The following is a 22,539-nucleotide window of genomic DNA, read 5'->3' on the forward strand; positions in this document are numbered from 1 at the left end:
CATCCAACCCATCCAGCCCCAATACGCTTGGGTTAAGCCGGAAATCTTTTGTAGAGACGTTCGTTGCCTTGCAACGTCTCTACATACCTAAAATCAATACCAAAAATCCTTAACCCAAAAGTATTGCATCCAGCCCTGTTTACTGGTAGGACACAAAAGCATTTTATTTAACCACTTAAAGAGGAGTTTCTTGAGCAAAATTTTTATCTTCTTTGAAAGGGCTAATACTATGACTTACCCATTGACATAAAATACTAAATATGAGATTTGGGTTTCTGGTATAATAACTAGATTTTTGTGCTATTTTTTTGCGACGTGTGGGTTGGGCTACGCCTATGCAACTAATAAAAGGATGATTGATAAAATGCTAAAACAACGTATTTTTGTTAATACACGCGCTGATTAATTTGTCAACTGCGTAAACTCTATGAAATACTTATTAATACCTCTAAAAAAAGGTTAATTAAGGAAAACCATATATAAGCGAAAATTTCACATTTTACTCTGAAAAAAGAATAATAAATGCGACAAAAACCACTTTTCAAACACCTCTAAATTCCAGAAATATATTTAAGTTTTTTTAATCATTCCATAATACAATCATTACTTGAACTTTACCTTGAGATTATACTGTTGATTTCGTTGGCAAATTTTAACAGCTATTAGCTACCTAAAAGATTTGTGAAATACTAACTTTCTTTACTTAGCACCTTGGCAGTAGTTTGTGGCAAACTGCTGGGCATGTACATTTAAAGATAGTGATTTTCATAATTTTAGGTAAACATTGCCATCCCAAATAAGTAAGTAGGTAGAATTAAACATGGCTTTTTAAAAGGGAATAAGAGACTGAGAATGGGAATTGAGGTATGACTCATAGTACCTAGTAACCACACTCCCTGATAATAAAGCCTCTCAAAATTTGTTTCTACAAATTTACTTATAAATGGAGAGTTTTTAAGTAGCAAATAATCATGTAATAGGGTCAATTAGCAACACCTAAATGTCCTATACATCTTTGAAAACTTTCCCTTGATTTTACTCTACATTCTTCATAGCTTTGTGAAAACTTTTGATTTACTGATAACCTTTATAATGCCAAAATTTTGTCATTATATAAGGTTATTTATAATCACCAGTTTGACACTTGATTTTGATTTGATAAGGTGTTGAACCGGAAATTAATTTGAAGGAGCTTGACATGGCTTTTTATCCTAATCGTCAATTGACCTACTTGGCAAGTTCAATTTCTGTACTTGCCATAGCAACTGGTTTAGTAGTAGGTCAATCTGCTACTCAGAAATCTTTAGCTCAGACCTCCACGACCCCGGCTCCAGCTGGGGTAACATCGATAAATGGTGCAGGTGCAAGCACCGTGAATACTTTGTTTGTAGGTACAGGAACTACCTCTCCTTTTGCCCCAAAAGGCTCATGGTTTAACGCTTACGGTGTTGGAAATCCTTCAAGCCTCAATCCTCCGGGATCAATCAATCCGACCGTCACATTCAGATATGCTTCGGTTGGCAGTGGCGTAGGGTTAACAGCTTTTTTCAATCAAACCGTGCCACCAGTACCACCTAATACTGCTACCATCAATCTCCCAGTCTCTTTTGCAGCTAGTGACGACCCCGTATCAGGAACAGAAAGAGTTACTGGCAGTCCCAATGATGTTCCCACCCCCGCAGGCACCCCCCAAAACCCAGTTCCATACATTCAAGTACCTGTGATCAGCGTCGGAATCGCGTTAGCTTACAACCCTAGTGGTCTAAATGTACCAGCAGGTGGAATTAAGCTTTCACGAGCTACTTACCTTGGTATTCTTAACGGCACCATTACAAATTGGAATGATCCCAAAATTAAAGCAGATAACGGCGGCGCAATAATTTCAGTAAATAAGCCCATCGTTGTAGTACGTCGTAGTGACGATAGTGGAACCACTTTTGCTTTAAGCAGTCATCTCAAGGCGGCATTTGGTGTTGCCTGGAACAGAGGAGTTGGTAAAAAAAGTATTGCTCAAGCTGGCGGTATACCCAATCCATTACCAGCCGATACAGTTGTTTGGCCAGCCAATTTCCAATCTGCCTCAGGAGGTGGAGGTGTAGCCACCAAGATCAAAACTACTGCTGGTGCAATTGGTTATGTGGATAGTGCTACGCGGTTAGCTAATAGTCTGCAAGCTGTTGTTTTACAGAACAAGGCAGGTACTTACAATCCCATCTCACCAACTACAATTTCAAATGCTTTTGTAGGTGCGACTGACCAAGATACAAATGCTCGACGGATTAAACTCGTAGTCACCGATCCAACAGCTGCAAATGCATATCCCATTGTTACCGCAACTTACATACTATTTTATGACAAATATGCAGACGTCAAGGTAGCAAATGGTATTAAAGGATTCATCAACTGGGCTTTAGGAGTACCACCTGTTCCAGCACCAGCAAATGTCACAACCAACCCGAATAACATAGCTATAGATCGGGGATATGCTCCTCTTCCCGATACCATTAAAAATCAGGCTCGAACTCTTGTCAATACTTACGTGGATACTGTTTTTAAACCCGCTCCATAATCGCGTGAATACCATTTTTAGTCTTAACCGCCCTTGCCTCTTTTAGGTTTATAAATATCTTGGTAAGGATATGAAGGTTATACCCCAGGATTATATTTACAATCCTGGGGATTTATTTAGGCGATGATTTATATCAATAACTCCTGAAGATACCCTTAATATTTAGCAAATTTAGGGTATTTCAGCAGTGCATAGCCAAGTGTTTTAGCAGTTTATCTTATTCAACTAGAGATAGTAAGTTGAGTGGCTTCAAAGCTTACAAATAGATGGGTATAAATAAATATCAGATAGTTTGTAATTACGCTCATTCTTGGGTGCTAATACTGATTAGGTAGATCTTATTCGTCTGTTAGGGAATAGCACCTTTGGCTTTGAGGATTTAGCAAGTGGTGGTGACAAAGATTTTAACGATGTTACTGTGCGAGCTAATTTGAGTGCTGTCTAGTAATTTTAAGAGTTTATAACCACCAAAAAAGGTGAACAAGGCAGTCTTGGGATAACCGAATGGATGAATCTCCCAACTGGCGTGGGCTTGTACTCCTTTGGAGAACCCGCATGGTAATCTGGGGTTGGGCATTGACTACAAGCTAAAATAAGGATTTGAGCAAACCGAAAACAATGCCTAGTTTACTTTATGAGATGAGGCAATAAACTAAGTATTTATTCCCATTTTTGAATTAATATTAGTAACAATAACAACTAACTAATATACGTATTTAGTTATCTAAAAGTCGGAATTGAATACAACTTTACTATTGTTGATGGCTTAATATCTATGGGTCACAGTAGTTGAAAAAAGTTCAACCGTTAACTATGTTATAATGTTATAATTAGATAATTGAGAAATATTTTCGGTCATGTAACTGACTATAATAGACGCCTCTTTGAATCTAAATCTCTACATCCTTAGATTGTGGAGGTGTTTTATGTCTGTTGATATTGCCAATCTATTTTTTGAAAGATGAGAGTCTTCAGCATTACAAAAATTAAAATTTTTAGTTAGCCAAACTGTATTGGAATACCTCGTGTAAACTGGTATATCTCACTGTCCAAAAATGTGCTAAGAAGAACGGACAACTTTAATGTGTCACAAGCCCAAATAATATACGGTTAGTACTTGAACTTATGGCAACGGATATAATTACCCGTCCTGAATCCCTGACAGAAGATTGTTTCTTTACTTACGCCCTTGGTACTGATTTACACGATGCTAATTTGACAGCCCAATATTTACGCAGAATCAGGAAAGAAGATAAACCGTATATTGACATAGCTGTTTCTCCCAGACCTGGCTATCGGTTTGAGGTTTGCCTTATCCCTGTTGAAGGGTTCGCAAAAGAAACAATATTGACAAAAGATGGGTTCGCCAAAGCTTTAGCGATTATTTGTGCTGTATCTAACAAAGCTAGGAAGCGATTCCCCTCAGGAAATGGACAAGAGATTGTCCGGTGTCAATTTAGCAACTTAGCTGATGCAGTCGCTGTCGCGAACAGATTGTCTGCATTACCCTCTAATATGTATGAAACTCTCGCCAACCTGCCAAATGCCTTGTGATATCGCGTCCACTTGAATATTTATTATTTAGGACTGACACAAAGACATTTTAATGGTAAATAACTAGACGGACTAGAGATAAAAAACTCAATAGTTCATATTTCATCTATTCAGAAAAGTCTTGTATAACAAGCTTTTTAAGCTTAATGTACAATTTTCCTGTTTTTGTACAGTGACCCATAATTCAAAGTGAGTTTTTTTATGCCTATAAGTCCTTTACGTGAAGAACCTCGTAATCAGCGAGCGCCTGTAATTCGTACAAGTAATGAGTTTATTCTCTTGGAATGGCTAAAGTCAACTGGTCGTCTCATCGAGCGTGAACATCAAGAATCTGAGTATCTAAATGAAGTAGAAGAAATTTCAGAAATGATCGACCTTGACGATATCCCTTACGATCATGACGATGATGATGCTGATATGGATATTGAAGCCTAGCCCTGGCGAATGAAATTTGTGGCTATACAAACGAGAGCTACATCGACCTGGGCTAATGGAAAATTAAGAGTTTAAAACCCGCGCAGGCGGGTTTTGACTGTGTAGATGTGGTTAGAAATCGCCGATTTCAGGTTAAGTTAACTACTTGAGTAATAGATAAAATAATTGTCCATTGCTAACTGTGACACCAGCGCGATCGCCTGCTAATTTCCCAGTACCTAAAAAATAATCTACCCTACCTGCGCCTTTAATTGCACCTCCGGTATCTTGGTCAAGAACATAGCGACTAACGATGCGCTCCTGCATTTTTCCAGTAGGATTAACAAAGGGAATAGAAGTGTGAATCAACGCTAAAGCACCAGGAGGCATGAGGGATTTATCTGTAGCGATAGAACGCTCTGCTGTTAGTGGGACGTTGATAAAACCTTGGGCTGGCTCACCATGGTTTTCTTGAAAAAAAACAAAACTGCGATCGCGCGGAATATAAATATTTAATTCTTGGGGATGCTTTTGGAAATAGTTGAGAATAACTGGCATAGTTATACCTTCTAGCGGTAATTTGCCATCATTCACTAATTCTCGCCCAATGCTTTTGTAGTTATAAGCGTTATTACCAGCATAGCCGATTGTTGTTTGAGTCCCATCAGGAAGCTGAAGCCTCGCTGAACCTTCAATTTGAGCTAGATATGGTTCGAGGCGATCGCGAAACCAAAATAACTCTAATCCTCGCAATTTCCCTTTTGCGCCTTGTAAACCATCTGCTCCTTCTAATTCCTTGCGTGTAGGATGAGGCTTAGACCAGGAGTTTAAATCAGGAGGTAATCGATAAACAGGATAACGATATTCTGCTGTAGAAACACGACTGGCTGCGTAAAGCGGTTCATAATAGGCGGTGAATAAAACGGAACCTTTATTGTCTTTACCAACTGACTGGTAAAGAACAAATTCCCGCTCGATGGCTTGCTGTAATTCGGTTGCAGAATTAGTTTTTAATAGGAGTTCGCGGAATCTTTTCAAGCTTTTGAACACGCGGTCGCGTTTAATCTCAGCTAGCTGATAGTTTTGATAAGCAGCCACAGCATTAACTGTTTGCAGATATTGGAGACTGCGAGCGATCGCACTCACCAGCGCTTTTTTGTCTGGTATTTCTCCATACAGAACTTCATCTAAACAAGAGGTATCACCCTGACAACAAGTAACTGGTAATCTCTGAATTAATACTGCTTTTTGCTTTTGTGTAAATACATTTTGATTTTCAGCAGTCAAGGAAACTGGTATATCCCACTTTTTCACACGACATTCTGGCGGACTGAGTTCTCGATGCGTCAGAGATTGCATCCGCACCAGCAAAATCGACAAAACCACAGGTAAGCTGATGCAGATAACTTTGTTGAACTTTCTTAACCTAGTAAGTGTATTTTTCATCAAAATTAAAAATTTTTGCCTTCCCATACTCCACCAAATTGTGGTTTATGTCATTAGTGTTGATGGGTTGTGAAAGTTCGCACGCAGCAGATATAGCCTTTGAAATTGAGCGATTTATCACTTACTACGAACCTCTGAAAATTAATCACACAGACTAGTAGTACAGCTGGCGCATAAATCCAGCTACCATCTCAATTAACCAGACTTAACAAGGGGAAAAACCCCTTGTTCAAGTTAGGTAAACTATTGCCACAGTCTACTAGGTAGACGACAATAAAGCAAAACATAATCAAAGATTGTTTGTTGCTTGTTTTTGACGCCAGTTGCTACAAGTGAGAGAAACTCTTAAGCCACTAGCTCAACAATTTCCAATTCCCAAGACCTTATTCATTCATATTACGGTAAGTGGCAACTGCTGAAGGCGATATCCGGTTCAAATATCGGAATATCCAGTATTTGAAAATAGTATCTAAAATCACTGGAAATGTAGCAATAAATAAGAAGATAAAATCTCGATTTGCTGGTAATCCCCAATGACGCGATACACCTTCTAGAAGTACTTCCCACCCATGAGGAGAGTGGAATCCTACAAATATATCAGTAAACAAAATGATGATAAATGCCTTGGCACTATCACTAAGTCCATAGACAATATTATCAAAGAAATCTTTGAGTACAGCAATAGAAGACTTGCTGACAACCAAAAGCCAGATAAAAGCACCCACGGAAAAAATATCTGCAAAAACATTTTTGATTGCATTAGAGCTTTCGTGACGAAATTCTTCAGCAAGCTCTACAGCCTTATGTGTCATTTCAATTTCCATCTGTTCAGACGACAGTGGAGGGGCGTTTCTAATGAAATTTTCAAACTTGAGCTTTTCTTCAAATCTTTGTAATTCTGCAAGTGCTTCCTCTTCCATTTCTGAATTGAGGAATATCTGCATTTGCTCACTGCTTCTAAACCGCTCAACAGATGGGCCGACTACGAAAGTTTTTGCTATCTGATGCGTCAAAAGTGGTACGATAATTAATAGTAAAATAAATCTGATAGATATTATTGTTCTTCTTTGAGCCTGACGAAAACTCTGAATTACTTCTTTTTCCGAATTAGGATCTAATTCAACTTGCAGACGAGTGATAGTACTTAAAATAGAGCGCGGTAAAACGCCTGTTGTATCGACTTTACGCAGTTGTGGTTTTTTATGCGAGTCTTGAGTTGGTATTTTGGGTGGTAACGTTGGAGTATTAACGAGCAACGACTTGTTGTCCGATATTACAGAGTTAACTGGTAGATTTGCAGGTTTGACTACTAAAGCTTTAGAAGTTATTTGATCAGAATTTGTTGTGTATTTGGATACAACTTGATCGATAAAGTTTAGCTTTTCCAAAATCAAAGAAGGACTTGGATGCTCTATACCTGCTTTTTGAGCAGCTTTTTGATTTTCTTCATTTAGAAACCAACGGCTTGCTCTAAACTCCGTCAGCCGCATTCTAACAATTTTTAATAGCTTCTTGAGGTCTGACTCAAAATAATCCATCACACTGTTACTGTACATGGCTGAGTCAGTGTCTATTTTATTACCATTGAAATGCTTATTTTCTATTTCCTGAATCTTTAATGCTGCATCGTAAGCTTCATGTAAAGAACGTTCAGGAGTTTGTAAGTACCGTCGATAAGCAGCAAGTAAGAAGGAATAGATTTTTTGGCTAAAAACAGAGTTTTTCATTGCAGACAATCATCCAGCATTATTTGGTGATTCTTAACCTTAAGTTAACGCACGAGGTATACTAGCAAATCTACAAGGAGAAAGTTTGTGGTTTCTCATTCGGTTTGGATTGTTGGCACTAGCCGCAGTGGTAAGACGGCTCGTTTGGTAGAGCAATTTTGTAGTTGGGTACAACCTGAAAAACATAGTGAATCATTTTATACTAAAAAACAGAGAGAAAAAAAAGGCGTTCGCATACCGGAATTTTTATATCTTAAACAAACAGAGCCAGGAGTTTTAGTCTTAGCTGCCAATGATGATAATCGTCGAGAATTGGGAGATATAATTGTTACATCTACCTTGGGAAAATATCCGGTTCGTGCCAAGACACCGCTAGGTTTTTTCCAGGATGAAGTTATTTTATTTTGGCCGTTGCTAATTAACTCCTTGAGCCTGAAGGCACAGTTTCCAGTAAGATTGCGACCAGAAACGGAACAAGAGTTAGCAACCAAACTCTGGCGTCCCCAATTAGACGAAGAAATTTTACGGATTGCGGGAGTGAATGAGTCTCGATTGGTGCGTCGCATTCTAGACTTATTGCAATTAGCAGCTTACAGTGGTATACGTTGCGAAGATATTGCCCAGATTTTGGCAAGGGGTCTGGGGGATAATACTACAACTTTAGAGCCGGAATTTCTAGCCTCTTTGCTCCTAGATTGGCGTAACTGGTGTTTAGAGAGGGGGTTACTAAGTTATGGGATTATTACCGAACTTTATAGTCAATATTTGTTAAGCGATCGCAATTACCAGCAGCACCTAACTAAACGCTATCAGGCGGTACTGGCGGATGATGTAGATGATTATCCTAGCGTAGCGCGTCTTTTGTTTGAGTTGTTGTTAAATCAAGGTGCAGTCGGGGCCTTTAGCTACAATCCCGATGGCGCAGTGCGATTGGGATTGGGGGCAGATCCTAGCTATCTAGAAGGGTTAGCAGAGCGTTGTCGAATAGAAATCTTAACCGAGCCGCCTTCAGAGTCCCTTGGTGAGGAACTTACTAAACAGATGGTGGAATTAGTCACAGAACCGATGGTACTGTTGAGTTTACCAAAAATGGTGCATTCAATTCAAACCACCTCCCGCGCCCAATTATTGCGGCAAACAGCAGAGGTAATTGCTAATACCATCCAATCACAGCAAGTGCAAGCAGAACAAGTGGCAATTATTGCACCAGGTTTAGATGCGATCGCTCGTTATACTTTAGTAGAAATCCTGATCAAGCAAAACATCCAAGTAGAATTGCTCAATGACCAACGTCCCTTAGTTAGTTCACCCGTCATTCGCGCCTTACTCACCATGTTGGCACTAGTTTATCCCGGCTTGGGACGCCTCGTAGATCGGGATGCTGTGGCAGAAATGCTGGTTGTATTGAGTAGAAAACAACCACCAGAAAACTCCTCACTCCAAACAGACGCGATTAATCGCGTCTCTACTGATATTGACCCGGTACGGGCTGGTTTAATTGCAGATTACTGCTTTGTACCACATCCTGATCGCCCCAACTTGCTGCCAGTGTCAACCTTCGAGCGCTGGGATAGAATCGGCTATGCGGCTACTACAGCCTATGGTGAGATATTACAGTGGTTAGAACAGCAGCGATCGCAACAAGAACTGCGTTTAATTCCCAGTCCCATTTCCCTCTTAGATAGGGCAATTCAGCGTTTTTTATGGAATGGTAGCAATCTCCCTTACGAACAACTAGCAGCATTACGGGAATTATTAGAAACCGCCCAACACTACTGGGAAATTGACACCAGGTTACGGCAAATTGCCCCAGATGAAACAACGCCTCACACAACTATTATCGAATTCATTCAACTACTGCGACGTGGTACAATTACCGCCAACCCTTACCCTGTACGCCCCATCGGTGGAGCCAGAAGGGCTGTCACCTTAGCAACTATATTTCAATATCGATCTAGTAGGCGATCGCACCGCTGGCATTTTTGGCTTGATGCTGGTTCATCTTTATGGGCGAAAGGTGGGGCGGCGACTTTATTTGGTGCGCCGTTTTTCCTGCGAGACAGGTTAGGCGAACCTTGGACAGCAGAAGATGAGAAATTGGCACAAGAACAACGACTGCGAAGGATTTTGACCGATTTACTATCTCGTGTTTCCGAGAGAGTTTATTTGTGTCACAGCGATTTAGCAGTAAATGGACAAGAACAACTAGGGCCGCTGTTACCTTTAGTGAATGCCTGTGTAACGCATTCCGTTATATAAAGCTTATCCAAAGTTCTCTAAATTCGCATAATAATTCATCCGCTATTTTAGCAGTTTCGTCTCAATTATTATAAGTAATATCACCATTATTTGAGGTTGTCCAATTCTTGAATAATAATGATAATAAAAAATGAGGAGAGAGAGCGAGCGACTCTCACCCTCTCTCCTCCAAAGTAGCAATTATCATTTTTATTATCAATTTTTTGAGTATTTCAAATGATTGACAAAAGGCACTTTATCTTTACCTCTCACGGATGCTGGTGGACTGTCCGTTCGTCGAAGAATGGCGGTTGGCTCAACGTCAACGTTGAGCAATCATCTGAGTATTCTTTAGATAACGTTTGGTTTGCGGATATTTTACGCGAACCACTCTTTTTTGTCCAAAGTTCAATAGTCGAGAACATTTACTATTTCTTTTCTATGACCAAAATTCAAAATTTATTTGCAAGTTAAGATTGACTCAATATCATTTGATCAATCATATCTAATATATCCGAGTCTATAGTCATATCAAACTTCCTGGCAAATAGTTTTTCTGATTCTATAATTTTATCAAAATCATTTTTTTCTAAAATTTTAGGATGAAAAGATTCAGAGCTAGGCCACTCTAGATATGTCAAGCGAGTGTTAATAATATTTTCCTTAAAAGGTGAATTTGCAATTAGAATCTGATAAAACAATTCATCTGAACAATAAGTGTAATTAAAACGATTCACAAACTTAGGGTTTTGCTTAACAAAATCATTTATCCATTTTATGGATTCTCCTGTTAAGCACCAAAATGCTGAACCTCCATAAAGAGCAAAGCCTTTAGGGAATTTACGTCTTTTCGGTATTAGCAAAATCAACAATGAATATAAGAAAGAGTTAATACGAGATTTAAACTTATGTTCTCCTGGGATACGAAAACCTCTATTTTTTCCAGGAAAATACCAACATTCTAGTCTTGTTAAGCTATAGCCAGGAGTAGGTAGTGGGAAACACTGTATAAATTCTTTACCTTTATTCTCTTGAAAAAACTTCTTAATCTGTTCATTTGACTTGATGGAATAGTGTTGACCCGATAAGTGTATAACATAATCGAAGTAAGTACCTGTTTCAACTATTGATTTTATTCCTTCAAGACTAGCTTTGACTGCATCAAAACTACACCATGCTGTACTGTATCTCTTGATAAAAGAGACATTTGGAAAATCCTTGAATTGAGTCAGTACCTGATGATAAAATTTATCATCAGCTTTTTTATCTATATGTATAAAAAATGAAACATATTCTGTGTTTAGTTGATCAATAAGACGTACTAATTGTTCCACAGATTTATGGACTAAAATTACATATGCTATTCTCATAAAAATTGCCTTATTAGATAAATCAACTTTGTGAATATAGCAATCCTAAATTAGTTTTAAAAATGAAATAACTGCCAAGTCGCCTTTTCTACGAGAGGCTTCGCGTTGGCAAAGCGTCTCGAAGAGAAGAGCGCCAAAAAAAGAAAAAGGAGTTTTCACATATGATTTAGGACTGCTATATATCATCTTACCTAATAGTTTTATTATTTTCATCAATACTAGGACTTACGCTAATCCTCCAAGGAACGCTCCTATGGTTTTGGTAGTGGATGGAACAGTATTTGACGTGCCAGATTTTGAAGCTAATGCCAGAATCTTTAGATACCCAGGCTGCCGTCCGGGTACGCAAACCCATGATACCCAAAGTGCGCCTAGTACAGGGGAATTGAAACTGGAACACATTTATATTATGCAGCTTAAATGTCGATTAGCTTATCTGTCATGGATTGCTCAGTAGCGGGAAATATTTTGACTTAAGTTCAAAAAAAAACTGAGGCAATTTGTGATGTGAATTTTTAGTTCGCGTAAAAAAATTAGTGAACCTTTTTTATTTATCCAAAGTCCAATCTTTAGATAAGTTAATGAATGATCGCAACCCAGAAGTTAAAGCAGCAGCTTAGACGAATCCTAAACTTTATTTGTTGCTTAGAAGTTAATTAATGATTGCAATCCAGAAGTTAGAGCAGCTTAGGCGAATCCTAAACTTTATTTGATGCTTAGAGAACAATTAGCAAGCTTGGAAAATCCAAATTTATCTTCATTAGATTTACTATAATTTGCTAATAGTAAGCATAATGATCTATTTAAAAAATAAAAATATTTGTTTGTATCGAGTAGTAATTGTCCCCTTTTTAACATTGAGGTTTAGGGTTTATCTTTGCAACTTTCGGGACTGTGGTTGAATTGGAACAGGAGAACGAAAAGGGACTTGATCACGTCTTAAAAGCAAAGGAATACTGAGAAACCCCAAAATAATTACTACTCCAGTCATTATCCAAACCATTAACCTATTTGGTCTATAATCCCCTCGCTCAATTTGCCAGAAAACTTGGTTGTATCGCCACGCAGCTAAGGCAATAATCAAAATTCCAAAAATTACCAAAGCCAGACCCAAATTTTCTGAGTTGGATAATGGATTTACCGGAGGTTCTTGTTGAGTAAGAGCAATATTAAGCTGGCGCAAAAATATGCCAAATCGCGCAATAGCAAAACCAAAGCCAATCAATGCAATAGAAGTGCGTAGCCAAGCCAGAAAAGTCCGTTCGTTCGCTTGATGCTCTCTTTGACGGTCAATTTTCGGTATTTTATCCATTTTGTGACCCCAAGTTCCCCTTGATATAGCATTAACTAGTGAAACAAACACCCAGACGCATCTCGTAAGGGTCAACACAATCCAGTCAGGACTTTGAGAAAACCCCAAGCGATCGCTAGAATCTTTACAATAGTAAGTAAGGTAAAGATGTATATCAGAGTCAAAATCAATGGCGTTATTTGGATTTGGCAAAAAGCAAGTTATGCCCACGCCTGAGGAAGCTTTGTCAGGAAGGGCACAGTCTATGTCAGTACCCGCTGCTCATTATGTCAACAAGAATCCCCTGAAACCTCCTTATCCCGATGGATTAGAGAAAGCAATCTTTGGCTTGGGTTGTTTTTGGGGTGCAGAACGTAAATTCTGGCAACTTAAAGGAGTTTACACCACCGCAGTGGGTTACGCTGCTGGGTTAACACCCAACCCCACCTATGAAGAGGTATGTAGTGGGCGAACTGGTCACAATGAAGTGGTGTTGGTTGTGTTTGATCCCAAAGTGATTAGTTATTCGGAACTGCTTAAAGTATTCTGGGAAAGCCACAATCCTACCCAAGGGATGCGCCAAGGTAATGATGCTGGCACTCAGTATCGTTCAGGAATTTACGTATATTCTGAAAGTCAAAAGCAGCTAGCAGAAGCATCGCGGGAAGCTTATCAACAAGCTCTCAACGGTGCAGGTTATGGCAAGATTACTACAGAAATCCTGGATGCACCTGAATTCTACTACGCAGAAGCTTACCATCAGCAATATCTTGCTAAAAATCCCAACGGGTATTGTGGTTTAGGAGGGACAAACGTATCTTGTCCCGTGGGCGTAGTTGAATCGCAAGTGAGTTGATAGGAGTGCCCATGTCATTGGGATCAACTTAAGCGAAAATCCCTTTGAAACCTCGTTTCCAGGTTCAACCTGGAAATGCTCTTTCATTGCAGAGCGTGGACTCAGGCATTCCCAGTCAGAGACTCTTAACGAGGCAAAGGCGGCATGGGGGAGAATAAGTACTTTCTCCTGACTGCTGAATTACAGTGCAGCTTTGAGCAAAGCGATCGCTGTGACCCACAAGACAATACTAATAGGCGCTCCAATTAGTATACCAGCGATCGCCCAGCCTCTTTGATGGGCTTTGAATTGTTCAATACTGTGCCACCGTCTACTTTTCCAAGCCCATTCATTGCCTTTGGCACCGAGTGCGATCGCCATGAACCCCGAAATCTGGGGTATAAAACAGAATAGGCCATACCACACTTGATTCGGCCACATCCACAACCAAGGCATAAGAAACGCGCCCCAGTTCCAACCAAGAATTTCCTCTGGGACTGTTTCATTGTGATTATTTATCCCGCACCCAGAATTATTGATTATTTCTTTTAGCGGTAAAAGCTGATTCTTATTTGCAGATTTGACAGCTAAACCAGATTTGAGAGTACTTAGCGCTTGGCTAGCACTAGTAAATCGTTGTTCTGGAGCGGGTTCTATCAACTTTTGCAGCCAACTGACAAAACTAGGACTGAGGTTAACTCGGTCTGTAAATTGCAGTCGTAAATCCTGCTGGGGTAAATCAGAGGGGGAAGTCCCAGTTAACAAATGAATTAAAGTTGCACCCAGTGCATAGAGGTCTGAAGCTGGAACCGCCCGACCACCAAATTGTTCCATTGGGGCATAACCATAAGTACCCACAACGGTAAAAGTAACGCCTTCTCTTGCTGCTTTATCCTGAACTGCGCCAAAATCAACTAAATAAATCCGATTATCTTCACCCCAGATTAAATTACTCGGTTTAATATCTCTATGTAATACCCCTGGATTCAACTCATGTAGATACACGAGAATATTTAAAATCTCATCGGCAATTTTTCTAGCTCGCTTTTCAGTAAACCTTTTGCCAAGAGCAAGTTTTTCCTTAAGCGATTCACCAGGAATATATTCTTGGATTAAGCCAAACCAGAGTGTGCGATCGTCGATACAAAAATAATCTATATATCGAGGAATGCGGGGATGATTTAGCTGTTTAAGAATTTGTGCTTCCCTCTCAAAAAGTTTCAGGTCATCCCACTGTACAGTACCGCCAAAGGCCAAAAGTTTGACCACAACGGTCGAATTTTCGCCATCAGAGGCTTGTAAATCCAATGCTTGCCAAGTTTGACGAATTCCATTGTTGCCGAGTTGGCGCTGAATTTGATAACGATCTTGTAATATCTGTTCTGGTTGCAGCATCTGACACCTGCTGGCAATTTACGCTGATCTGATTTCCTTATTATTTAAGGATAGTCATTATCTAAGAAAACTGTGTGAGCTAGATAATTTATTGAAAAAGGAGTACCTAAGCCGTGAGAAAATTTAGAACACTCGATGAATTTAAAGAAGAGTATTTCTTAAGCACCTGGAAGAAATCGACGATTATTTGACTGAGATTTTTCAGGAATATTCAGAAAACAACGATTCTAGCCATTGTTGGCATCTTTGCGCGTTGTTGTCCGTGTACAGCAAATTACTTAGGTAGCATAGCAAATAAGTATGGCGACACGAAGGAGGTTGCAAAAAGTGTCAGTAGAGGAGACAGCAATATGAGCCAGAAGCTAGTACCAGCAAGAATACCAACACCAGGAAAAATTTTAAGTCGAGAAATAGAAGCCCGTGGCTGGACACACAAAGATTTAGCAGAAATGATGGGGCATCCAGTTCAAATTTTAATTCAACCTTTTTAGTAGACCAAAAAGTTCTGCGATCGCACAAACTCCATCCATAATGCCTGTTGAGCAATCAGTAGTAAAAAAGCCTTTTCTCGGAAAGCAATTGAAGAATTTGCTCAAAATTAAAATAGACATTCAGGCATAATTATTGGTCGCTTACATTATAATAAATTAGTTCACTATAAAAATTTGAGGAAGTTACTCGTTAGAGTTAGCCTAATTTTAGATTATTCTATAGATAATTTTTGCGATAGTAGGCTTGATATTCCGCAGATAGCAGAGGTTCCCACCAATTACGATGATTGAGATACCATTCAACAGTTAAACGTAAACCCTCAACAATCGTTACTGAAGGTGTCCAACCAAGCTGAGTTTTAATTTTGTTGGCATTAATTGCATATCTTCTGTCATGTCCCTGTCTATCTTTGACAAAAGTAATCAATTGCTCTGCTGGACGTACTGGTAAATCAGGTGCTAATTCATCCATCATCTGACACAAAAGTTGCACGAGGTTAATATTTTCTACCTCATTATTGCCACCAATATTATATGTTTCCCCTGGTTTACCATGATTAATTACCGCATCCAGAGCCAGACAATGATCGCCCACATAAAGCCAATCCCGCACATTTTTACCATCACCATAAACAGGTAATTGTTTCCCTATCAAAGTGTTGATGCACATCAGGGGAATTAGTTTTTCGGGAAACTGATAAGGACCGTAATTATTAGAGCAATTTGTGATAATGGTTGGAAATTTATAAGTATGATAATAAGCACGCACTAAATGGTCACTACCAGCTTTCGAGGCTGAATAGGGACTATTGGGAGCGTAGGGTGTAGTTTCACAAAAAGCCGCATCATCTGTGCCCAGACTACCATAGACTTCATCCGTAGAAACGTGCAGGAAACGATAATCAGATGGCTCTGCTTTTGCCTCCCAATGTTGCCGAAAAGCTTCCAGTAGCGTGAAAGTTCCCACCACATTAGTTTGCACAAAAGCTGCTGGCCCAAGAATTGAACGATCAACATGAGATTCAGCGGCAAAATGGGCGATGGTATCTATATTTTCAGATACTAGTAACTGATCTACAATGGTGCGATCGCAAATATCCCCCTGGACAAATCGAAAATTTTCTCCTCCCTCAACCAGCGCCAAATTTAGACGATTTCCCGCATAGGTAAGAGCATCCAACACTACCACCTGGTCATCTGGATAAACTCGACACCAGTGATGCAGAAAATTCGCCCCAATAAACCCCGCACCCCCAGTAACTAATAACCGCCGATTCATCCAATTGCCTCTCTGGTCTCTGTATTCTCAGCGTCTGGAGCGGTAGCCTGCGGCAAGCCGCTACGCGTCTACGTTTCTATTACTTAAAATATTTCTTCCTCAGCTTACCGTATATCCTCTGAGTCAGTAATTTTGCCACACGTATTCTCGTTAAACTCTTAATATTAGATGGCTGCTGTATCTTATGGTCAAAAAATTCATTTAACTCATCCAAAATAACTTGGAAACGCTTAATAATATTTTCAGTTCGATGTTCAACCAAAAACTCTTCAGACAAACTAAAAGCTACTGAAGTATCAATCACCTTTAGAATCCGCTGGACATCATATTCTTGTGAATATCCAGCAATTTTATAGCAATTAAATCCAGGATCTAAGTAATCTGCCAGTCCACCATTAACACTAGAAAATACTTGACAACCACAGGCAAGAGCTTCCATTGGTTGCAGACCAAATCCTTCACTAACACGCTGTTGTGCCCAGTATTCAGCCGAATCATAGAGGTAAACCTTAGCTCGGTTAAATAGTCCAGGTAAATCCTCTACATAAGAGTCAACAACCAATACTTTACAACGTTTTTGCAAAGCTGGAATTAATTCTTTAATTAAATACTCAGAAGATTTACGAGCCTGAACTAAAACATCAATATCCCGTTCAAGACCTAAATTTTGAAACTCATCAGAAATTTGATTAGGCAAATAATAAATAAGAGAATTGGGTGATTTTTCTCCCCAATATCCCATTGTATAGCGGCTAACAGTAATGATCGGAATACTTGCAGGCAGTCTAAATGGATAACCTGCACTATGTGCATGGTAAACGACATTGTATTGCTTAAGTTTAGCCACGAGTTGAGCTATATCAAATCCCCAACTGATGACAAAAATTACATCACTTAAATTTTTCTCTTTTAGCAAATCATCAATAAAAAGCTTACCTTTTTCCCGTTGGCGGTAAGTTACAACATCGGCACTAGAGAACTGCTGAACCAGATTAAGTGCTTTTAACTCAGCCCAAAGGCCACCACAAGCAAATTTGCCATCTGTACCGGGAAGTAAGAAGTAAAGTTTTCTCATAATTTTATTAGGGGAGTGGGGGATGGGGTAGACTATGGCAATACCTTGTCCCAAAGGACACGCTACCGAACGCCAATTTACGAGGGTGAGTTAATGATCCTCTAACCATTAACCTGAGAAGCTGACCCACCCATGCCTGAATTCCCAGATGGAGGACAAACGCAAACAATGCCGCGATCGCAATTCTCCCTACAGGATTTTTGAGTAAGGAAATGTTTAACCTTGTGTTCCTACATCCAGGGAGCATTATCCATCAAAGAATCTAACATCTTCTGGAAGTTTTGACGGGACACTACGGCTAATAAACCGCAGAACATTGTAGTTGCTGCCATCACCCACCAAAAGTGAGTGACGTGCCATAAGCCGCCGAACAGGGCAAAGATGATTAGTCCAGCGCCAGCGCCCCCTGCAAACATTAGAGATGTTTCTTTAGCAGTTTCTTTGAAGGTGCGTAGTTTTGATTCCATTTTTGTTGCCTCCCTCATCCCCTCTTGCTGTCTTCATTCTTGCCAGCCCACTTTAACAAAATGTGCCTCACGCCCCCAAACGTCGCGTGTACGGGTAATATTTTCAATTGTTAGGTTAAAAGGAATGGCAGTTGTTAGGTAACGCTGTGCCATAGAACCTAAATCAGGTGCGAGTTCGGCGGCTGTCGTCGCTGCTAACCCCAAACCGATAAGTTGCTCGATTGGTCGAAATGGTAGTAACAGATGCACACCGACAGCTAGTCCAGCTGTTAAGAGCATTGCTACTGATAAATTTGTGCCGCAACGAGGATGTACAGCCAAATCCCATTCTCCACTGGTGAGGCGATGTCGAGCAAGTATGACCGCACGCCGCAAGTCACTAATATTCACCTCACCATAGAGGTAGAATCCCTGCTCAGTAGACAAACCGCCTAATAGTTCGTTATCTAGTTGAACGTTAGTAGGTTCTCCTTTGACAGGATAGGCACTTTTTGATTCGCTAAGAACCCAAACAGTAGCGTGTTCTAAGGCGTGAACCTGCCGGACAATCAAAATTTCTTTCAACCCTGGAATAAACGATAGCTGCCTGAGTAAGTCGGCATCTTGTGTGGGTTGTGGAAAGTCTAAGGGTCGGTATTCTGGGGTCGAAACTTTCTCAGATACTGGTGTCGTAAGATCAAACTTAAAAAATTCAAAGGGAGACAAGCCACTCTGAAAAGAAGCAGAAGTATTCATTGGAACACTGCTCTCCAAGCCGATGGAGCAACATAGATTTCTTTCAAATGTAACGCTTGCACCACTGAATTGTTGCTAATTTTTGTAGATGATTGTTGAATTTGGGCATTGACACGCATGAGCAATGCTGTGCCCATTCTGATCTTTATAGTTTCCGAGTCCGAGGGTCAGCTGGCTCCACTAACATAAACTCCGGCTGAGTGAAGGACTCGGAACTTTTGGTAGAGTGTTCACACTGAAAACTTAGGCGTGAGGAGGGGAAAAATCAGTAAACCTCAAAATTGGCTTGTCAGTATACCAGACCAGAGCAATTACGTTGCTACTAAATAAATTGTTTATTCGATCTGGTTAGGCAGAAGACAACAATTAACATCATTTAAACAGACTTTTCCCCACTGTAAAGCCCAGCGGACAAGAGCTACTCGATTTTCTGTCTGGGTCTTAGTCAGAATATTACTGATATGGTTATCAACTGTACGCTTGCTAATCTCCAGTTTTGCTGCAATCTCTTGGTTAGTTAAGCCAGTGGCCACTAAGTCGATAATTTGCAGTTCTCTGTCTGACAGACTAACGGGGGTCTCAGACTTGCCACCAGCCATGACTATTTCTATCCTCGCTTGGTATATGTACTTAATCGCTCTTTCTAATTCTAGAAGATTCTTTTGTTGGTAGGGGTTTCAAGTGTTAGCAGTAATACCATTGTCAATATTTTCTTTGGATTTCAAGTTGGCAAGTATATAAACCATGACTATAGATAAGTACTATATAACACTGATTTATTTTTAAAAGTTAGTAAAAATATTTAGATAATCTAGGCGATGCTCAAAAGCATATAGATGTTATAGAGTAGTAAAAATTGCTATTTAATTCTATGAAGGACTGGCGACAGATTAGCAAAAATTATTGTAGATTTTATACTGTAAATTCCTAATTTCAAATCGAAATCTAAAATTAAAAATGAGATGAGCAATCCCCGTGTTTTGTGCCTTGGTGAAATTTTGTTTGATTGTTTAGCTGATCAATTGGGGCTAAAGCTGGAAGAAGTGAAATCTTGGACTCCCTACCCAGGAGGGGCACCAGCTAACGTAGCTTGTGCTTTAGTCAAGCTGGGGACATCAGCCGGCTTTGTCGGAGCCGTTGGCGAAGATGAACCAGGGAATGCACTAGTCAAGGTATTACAAGATATAGGTGTAGAGACGACGGGGGTACAACGCCATCCCACAGCACCAACGCGGCAAGTTTATGTTACACGGGATCTGGCTGGCGATCGCACCTTCGCCGGATTTGGTCAGTATGATACCGCAGAATTTGCTGATACTTGTCTGCAAGCTAAACAATTGCCAAATTCGTTGTTTCAAGAGGCAGATTTTCTGGTTTTGGGTACTTTGGAATTAGCCTATCCTGAAAGTGAACAGGCTATTTACCGCGCCCTAGAGTTAGCAGAATATTACGACTTGAAGATTGTGTTAGATGTCAACTGGCGTCCTGTATTTTGGGACGAGCCAAACATCGCTCATCAAAAAATTCCAGAATTATTTAAGCGAGTCGATTTCCTCAAACTCTCCAAAGAAGAAGCTGAATGGCTATTTGAAACCGTAGATCCCGGAGCCATCACTTACCGTCTGGGTTCAATTGAAGGAGTATTAGTGACAGATGGTGAAAACGGTTGCACCTACTGTCTGGGTGAGAACGAAGGCAAATTATCTGCGTTTTCCATCCCCGTAGTTGATACAACTGGTGCAGGTGATAGCTTTTTGGCAGGATTCATCCACCAACTGAGTCAGCACGGCATCCACAGCTTGCGAGATGCAAAAACAGCAAAACGCATTGTCACATATGCCAGTGCTGTTGGAGCGCTGACTACCATTAAAGCAGGTGCGATTGCTTCCCAACCTACAAATGCTGAAGTCGAAGCTTTTCTAGCCGCACATCAACTCTAGGAACTAGCATAAGTCATCGGGATATCAGCTACCAAAGGCTGATACTCCCGACTAGAAAATGGACGAAAATCCTCATGCCATTCTGCGGTCATATTGCACAATAAACGTAGTTGGAGAGGTGTCGGCACTGGGTTAACGCGCTCAACGTGTACTTTTACAAGTTCAGGATTTTTGTTTTTGAGTTTAAAAACATCATCGACAATATATCGAGGGCAATAACCTACGATGTAATGATCCTCAGTGCATAAGAGCAATGCCCGCAGGTCATAGGGATTTTGAAATTCGTTAGCTAAATATAATACTTCACCCGTTTGTAATTGATTAATTCGCTCAGTTGCACAAGCAGGAAGGTGTCGTAATCCATGTGCAAAAAAATGGATATGGTATAAACCATTTTCATCTGGTTCTGGACAGGGGAAAACTTCAAAATAATCTGTTACCTTGCGTCCACCACTCCGAGAAAGAATGCTAACTGGATCATCTTCACCTTCGGAAATATTTAGCGATTTAATATAATCTTTGTAGTCCGGGCGAGAGCGTCGCATTAATCGATTATAAAACAAGGGGAATAGTTCAACTGATGCGTATTCTTTGTTCAAGTCTGGGAAGGAATACAACAGCTGAAAATTATATTCAGCTTGAGCTTTAACAGCACCTTGCGTATATACAAACTGATATTTTTTTCCGTCAAATGTTAAACGACCAATGGGAAGCCAAGCGCAACTTTTTGGATCTTGCCAAGCTAAAAAAAGTGTTTTCATAGTAGGATGTCCAGCAGCTTACTTTGATTTAACTCCAATATCTTTTGTGCAAATTCAATTGCTGTTTGCGATATGCGATTAGATGGAATACGCTCAAAAAGCTCTAACGTATCATTGCTTGACACCCTTGCTAGATTGTTTAACCATACCCTGGCTGCATCTGGATACCGTTGTTGCGCTTCACAAAATGCATTAAAAGCCTTGAGAGGTTTTTTATCACTAAATCTAGCATACAACGCAGAATTGCATCTTTCTACATACGCTTGCACAGAAAAGCCAGCGTCTTTTGTGGTTAGCCTGCTTTTCCTATTAAAATCAGACTCGTTCCTACCGAGACAGGAGGCGTGGTCATAAGTTGGTGCTAGATAAATCTTCTCTTGTAAACTGATGAATGCCCAATTTTCATGGTGTCGATCACTATTTCCAATCCAAGCATCTAAAAGTAAATACCCAACAAAAGTTTCCCTCGCATGACTAATTCCCTCTGGTGGTGTCCAGTTAATGGGCAAATTTAGTGAAGTATCTCTGATAGCATTGAATACATTATCTATTGTGTGTTGAGATAGGTCTTTAGAATCTTCTGGATAATTGGATACTATCCCAGCCAGAATTTCATTACCAAAGGTGAGAATTGCACCTTGTTGATGCGGCAAAAATGAGGGTGAAACAATGCCATTTTCCCCATTGAATGTCGCTAGTTCATAACCAGCATGGGGTAAACCCAGCAACTCACACAACTGGGCTGCAATCTTCTCTGCCCAATCTTCTCCTGTGTTTGGTCTAGCTTTCTTGAATAGACAACGACCTAGATCCTGATGACGAAACCAGAACTTTTCTTTTGTTCCCAAATCTTCATCAGCCTCTGGGGCATCTAGGGGAACATCAATGATAGGAAACTGCTCTGGCATAATTTATGCGAAAGCCTGATTTAGAGCAAATTATTAACTTCATC

At 40.0% G+C, this 22,539-nt stretch carries 21 protein-coding genes; 9 read left to right on the forward strand and 12 right to left on the reverse strand.

Translation table 11 applies throughout. The features are described 5' to 3' along the window. Positions 1-1,198: 1,198 nt before the first annotated feature. From V7K40_RS09995 to V7K40_RS10010, 4 genes are all read left to right on the forward strand, one after another. Positions 1,199-2,569 (forward strand): substrate-binding domain-containing protein, encoded by a 1,371-nt coding sequence (locus V7K40_RS09995; RefSeq protein WP_334959031.1) that lies wholly within the window; start codon positions 1,199-1,201, stop codon positions 2,567-2,569. Between the two features lie 346 nt (positions 2,570-2,915). After that, the gene (locus V7K40_RS10000) at positions 2,916-3,014 is read left to right on the forward strand and encodes a DUF4114 domain-containing protein (protein ID WP_334959202.1); all 99 of its coding nucleotides are present in this window, start codon (positions 2,916-2,918) and stop codon (positions 3,012-3,014) included. 680 nt (positions 3,015-3,694) lie between these two features. Further along, a complete protein-coding gene (locus tag V7K40_RS10005) occupies positions 3,695-4,123 on the forward strand; it encodes a hypothetical protein (RefSeq protein WP_334959033.1) in 429 nt (142 codons plus the stop codon). Between the two features lie 201 nt (positions 4,124-4,324). After that, positions 4,325-4,558, forward strand: a complete 234-nt coding sequence (locus V7K40_RS10010; protein WP_179074150.1) for a DUF3134 domain-containing protein — start codon at positions 4,325-4,327, stop codon at positions 4,556-4,558. 141 nt (positions 4,559-4,699) lie between these two features. Here the strand turns inward: V7K40_RS10010 and V7K40_RS10015 are convergent, their stop codons facing one another. After that, complete coding sequence (locus V7K40_RS10015) at positions 4,700-5,983, reverse strand: murein transglycosylase A (protein ID WP_334959035.1); 1,284 nt, start codon at positions 5,981-5,983, stop codon at positions 4,700-4,702. A 383-nt stretch (positions 5,984-6,366) separates the two neighbouring features. After that, on the reverse strand, positions 6,367-7,719 hold the full coding sequence (locus tag V7K40_RS10020; protein WP_334959037.1) for a proton extrusion protein PcxA: 1,353 nt from the start codon (positions 7,717-7,719) through the stop codon (positions 6,367-6,369). A gap of 78 nt (positions 7,720-7,797) precedes the next feature. Here V7K40_RS10020 and V7K40_RS10025 point away from each other — a divergent pair, with 78 nt between their 5' ends. After that, positions 7,798-9,969 carry a recombinase family protein gene (locus V7K40_RS10025; RefSeq protein WP_334959039.1) on the forward strand — a complete coding sequence of 724 codons (2,172 nt, stop codon included), beginning with the start codon at positions 7,798-7,800 and terminating at the stop codon, positions 9,967-9,969. A 449-nt stretch (positions 9,970-10,418) separates the two neighbouring features. Here the strand turns inward: V7K40_RS10025 and V7K40_RS10030 are convergent, their stop codons facing one another. After that, a complete protein-coding gene (locus V7K40_RS10030; protein WP_334959040.1) occupies positions 10,419-11,318 on the reverse strand; it encodes a beta-1,6-N-acetylglucosaminyltransferase in 900 nt (299 codons plus the stop codon). A gap of 253 nt (positions 11,319-11,571) precedes the next feature. Between V7K40_RS10030 and V7K40_RS10035 the strand changes: the two genes are divergently transcribed. Next, entirely contained in the window at positions 11,572-11,775 is a 204-nt protein-coding gene (locus V7K40_RS10035; protein ID WP_334959042.1) for a hypothetical protein, read from the forward strand. A gap of 414 nt (positions 11,776-12,189) precedes the next feature. Here the strand turns inward: V7K40_RS10035 and V7K40_RS10040 are convergent, their stop codons facing one another. Continuing rightward, positions 12,190-12,630, reverse strand: coding sequence for a DUF202 domain-containing protein (locus V7K40_RS10040; RefSeq protein ID WP_334959203.1), 441 nt, complete (start codon positions 12,628-12,630; stop codon positions 12,190-12,192). Between the two features lie 169 nt (positions 12,631-12,799). Between V7K40_RS10040 and msrA the strand changes: the two genes are divergently transcribed. Continuing rightward, positions 12,800-13,465, forward strand: coding sequence for a peptide-methionine (S)-S-oxide reductase MsrA (msrA, locus tag V7K40_RS10045; RefSeq protein ID WP_298914544.1), 666 nt, complete (start codon positions 12,800-12,802; stop codon positions 13,463-13,465). Positions 13,466-13,645: 180 nt separating this feature from the next. On the opposite strand, the gene V7K40_RS10050 is transcribed toward msrA, so the two are convergent. Then, positions 13,646-14,839 carry a serine/threonine-protein kinase gene (locus V7K40_RS10050; RefSeq protein ID WP_334959044.1) on the reverse strand — a complete coding sequence of 398 codons (1,194 nt, stop codon included), beginning with the start codon at positions 14,837-14,839 and terminating at the stop codon, positions 13,646-13,648. A gap of 350 nt (positions 14,840-15,189) precedes the next feature. Here V7K40_RS10050 and V7K40_RS10055 point away from each other — a divergent pair, with 350 nt between their 5' ends. Beyond that, entirely contained in the window at positions 15,190-15,330 is a 141-nt protein-coding gene (locus tag V7K40_RS10055) for a hypothetical protein (RefSeq protein WP_334959046.1), read from the forward strand. Between the two features lie 217 nt (positions 15,331-15,547). Here V7K40_RS10055 and rfbB read toward each other — a convergent pair whose 3' ends face one another. From rfbB to V7K40_RS10080, 5 genes are all read right to left on the reverse strand, one after another. Then, positions 15,548-16,609, reverse strand: a complete 1,062-nt coding sequence (rfbB, locus tag V7K40_RS10060; protein ID WP_334959048.1) for a dTDP-glucose 4,6-dehydratase — start codon at positions 16,607-16,609, stop codon at positions 15,548-15,550. A 79-nt stretch (positions 16,610-16,688) separates the two neighbouring features. Continuing rightward, positions 16,689-17,684, reverse strand: a complete 996-nt coding sequence (locus tag V7K40_RS10065; RefSeq protein WP_334959204.1) for a glycosyltransferase — start codon at positions 17,682-17,684, stop codon at positions 16,689-16,691. Between the two features lie 230 nt (positions 17,685-17,914). After that, positions 17,915-18,151, reverse strand: a complete 237-nt coding sequence (locus V7K40_RS10070) for a hypothetical protein (protein ID WP_334959050.1) — start codon at positions 18,149-18,151, stop codon at positions 17,915-17,917. 33 nt (positions 18,152-18,184) lie between these two features. Continuing rightward, positions 18,185-18,886: a DUF6391 domain-containing protein gene (locus V7K40_RS10075; RefSeq protein ID WP_334959052.1), complete on the reverse strand. Its 702-nt coding sequence runs from the start codon at positions 18,884-18,886 to the stop codon at positions 18,185-18,187. A 335-nt stretch (positions 18,887-19,221) separates the two neighbouring features. Beyond that, the gene (locus tag V7K40_RS10080) at positions 19,222-19,485 is read right to left on the reverse strand and encodes a helix-turn-helix transcriptional regulator (RefSeq protein ID WP_334959054.1); all 264 of its coding nucleotides are present in this window, start codon (positions 19,483-19,485) and stop codon (positions 19,222-19,224) included. Between the two features lie 363 nt (positions 19,486-19,848). On the opposite strand from V7K40_RS10080, the gene V7K40_RS10085 reads away from it, so the two are divergent. Continuing rightward, positions 19,849-20,826, forward strand: a complete 978-nt coding sequence (locus V7K40_RS10085; RefSeq protein ID WP_334959056.1) for a carbohydrate kinase — start codon at positions 19,849-19,851, stop codon at positions 20,824-20,826. Here V7K40_RS10085 and V7K40_RS10090 read toward each other — a convergent pair. Together V7K40_RS10090 and V7K40_RS10095 are read right to left on the reverse strand one after the other, a co-directional pair. Beyond that, positions 20,823-21,587 (reverse strand): HIRAN domain-containing protein, encoded by a 765-nt coding sequence (locus tag V7K40_RS10090; RefSeq protein WP_334959058.1) that lies wholly within the window; start codon positions 21,585-21,587, stop codon positions 20,823-20,825. The two genes, V7K40_RS10085 and V7K40_RS10090, sit on opposite strands and share 4 nt — an antisense overlap. Beyond that, on the reverse strand, positions 21,584-22,495 hold the full coding sequence (locus tag V7K40_RS10095; RefSeq protein ID WP_334959060.1) for a HipA domain-containing protein: 912 nt from the start codon (positions 22,493-22,495) through the stop codon (positions 21,584-21,586). Before V7K40_RS10095 ends, V7K40_RS10090 begins: the two co-directional genes overlap by 4 nt. Positions 22,496-22,539: the final 44 nt, after the last annotated feature.

The sequence above is a fragment of the Nostoc sp. genome (assembly GCF_036917195.1).
Classification (GTDB): Bacteria; Cyanobacteriota; Cyanobacteriia; order Cyanobacteriales; family Nostocaceae; genus Nostoc.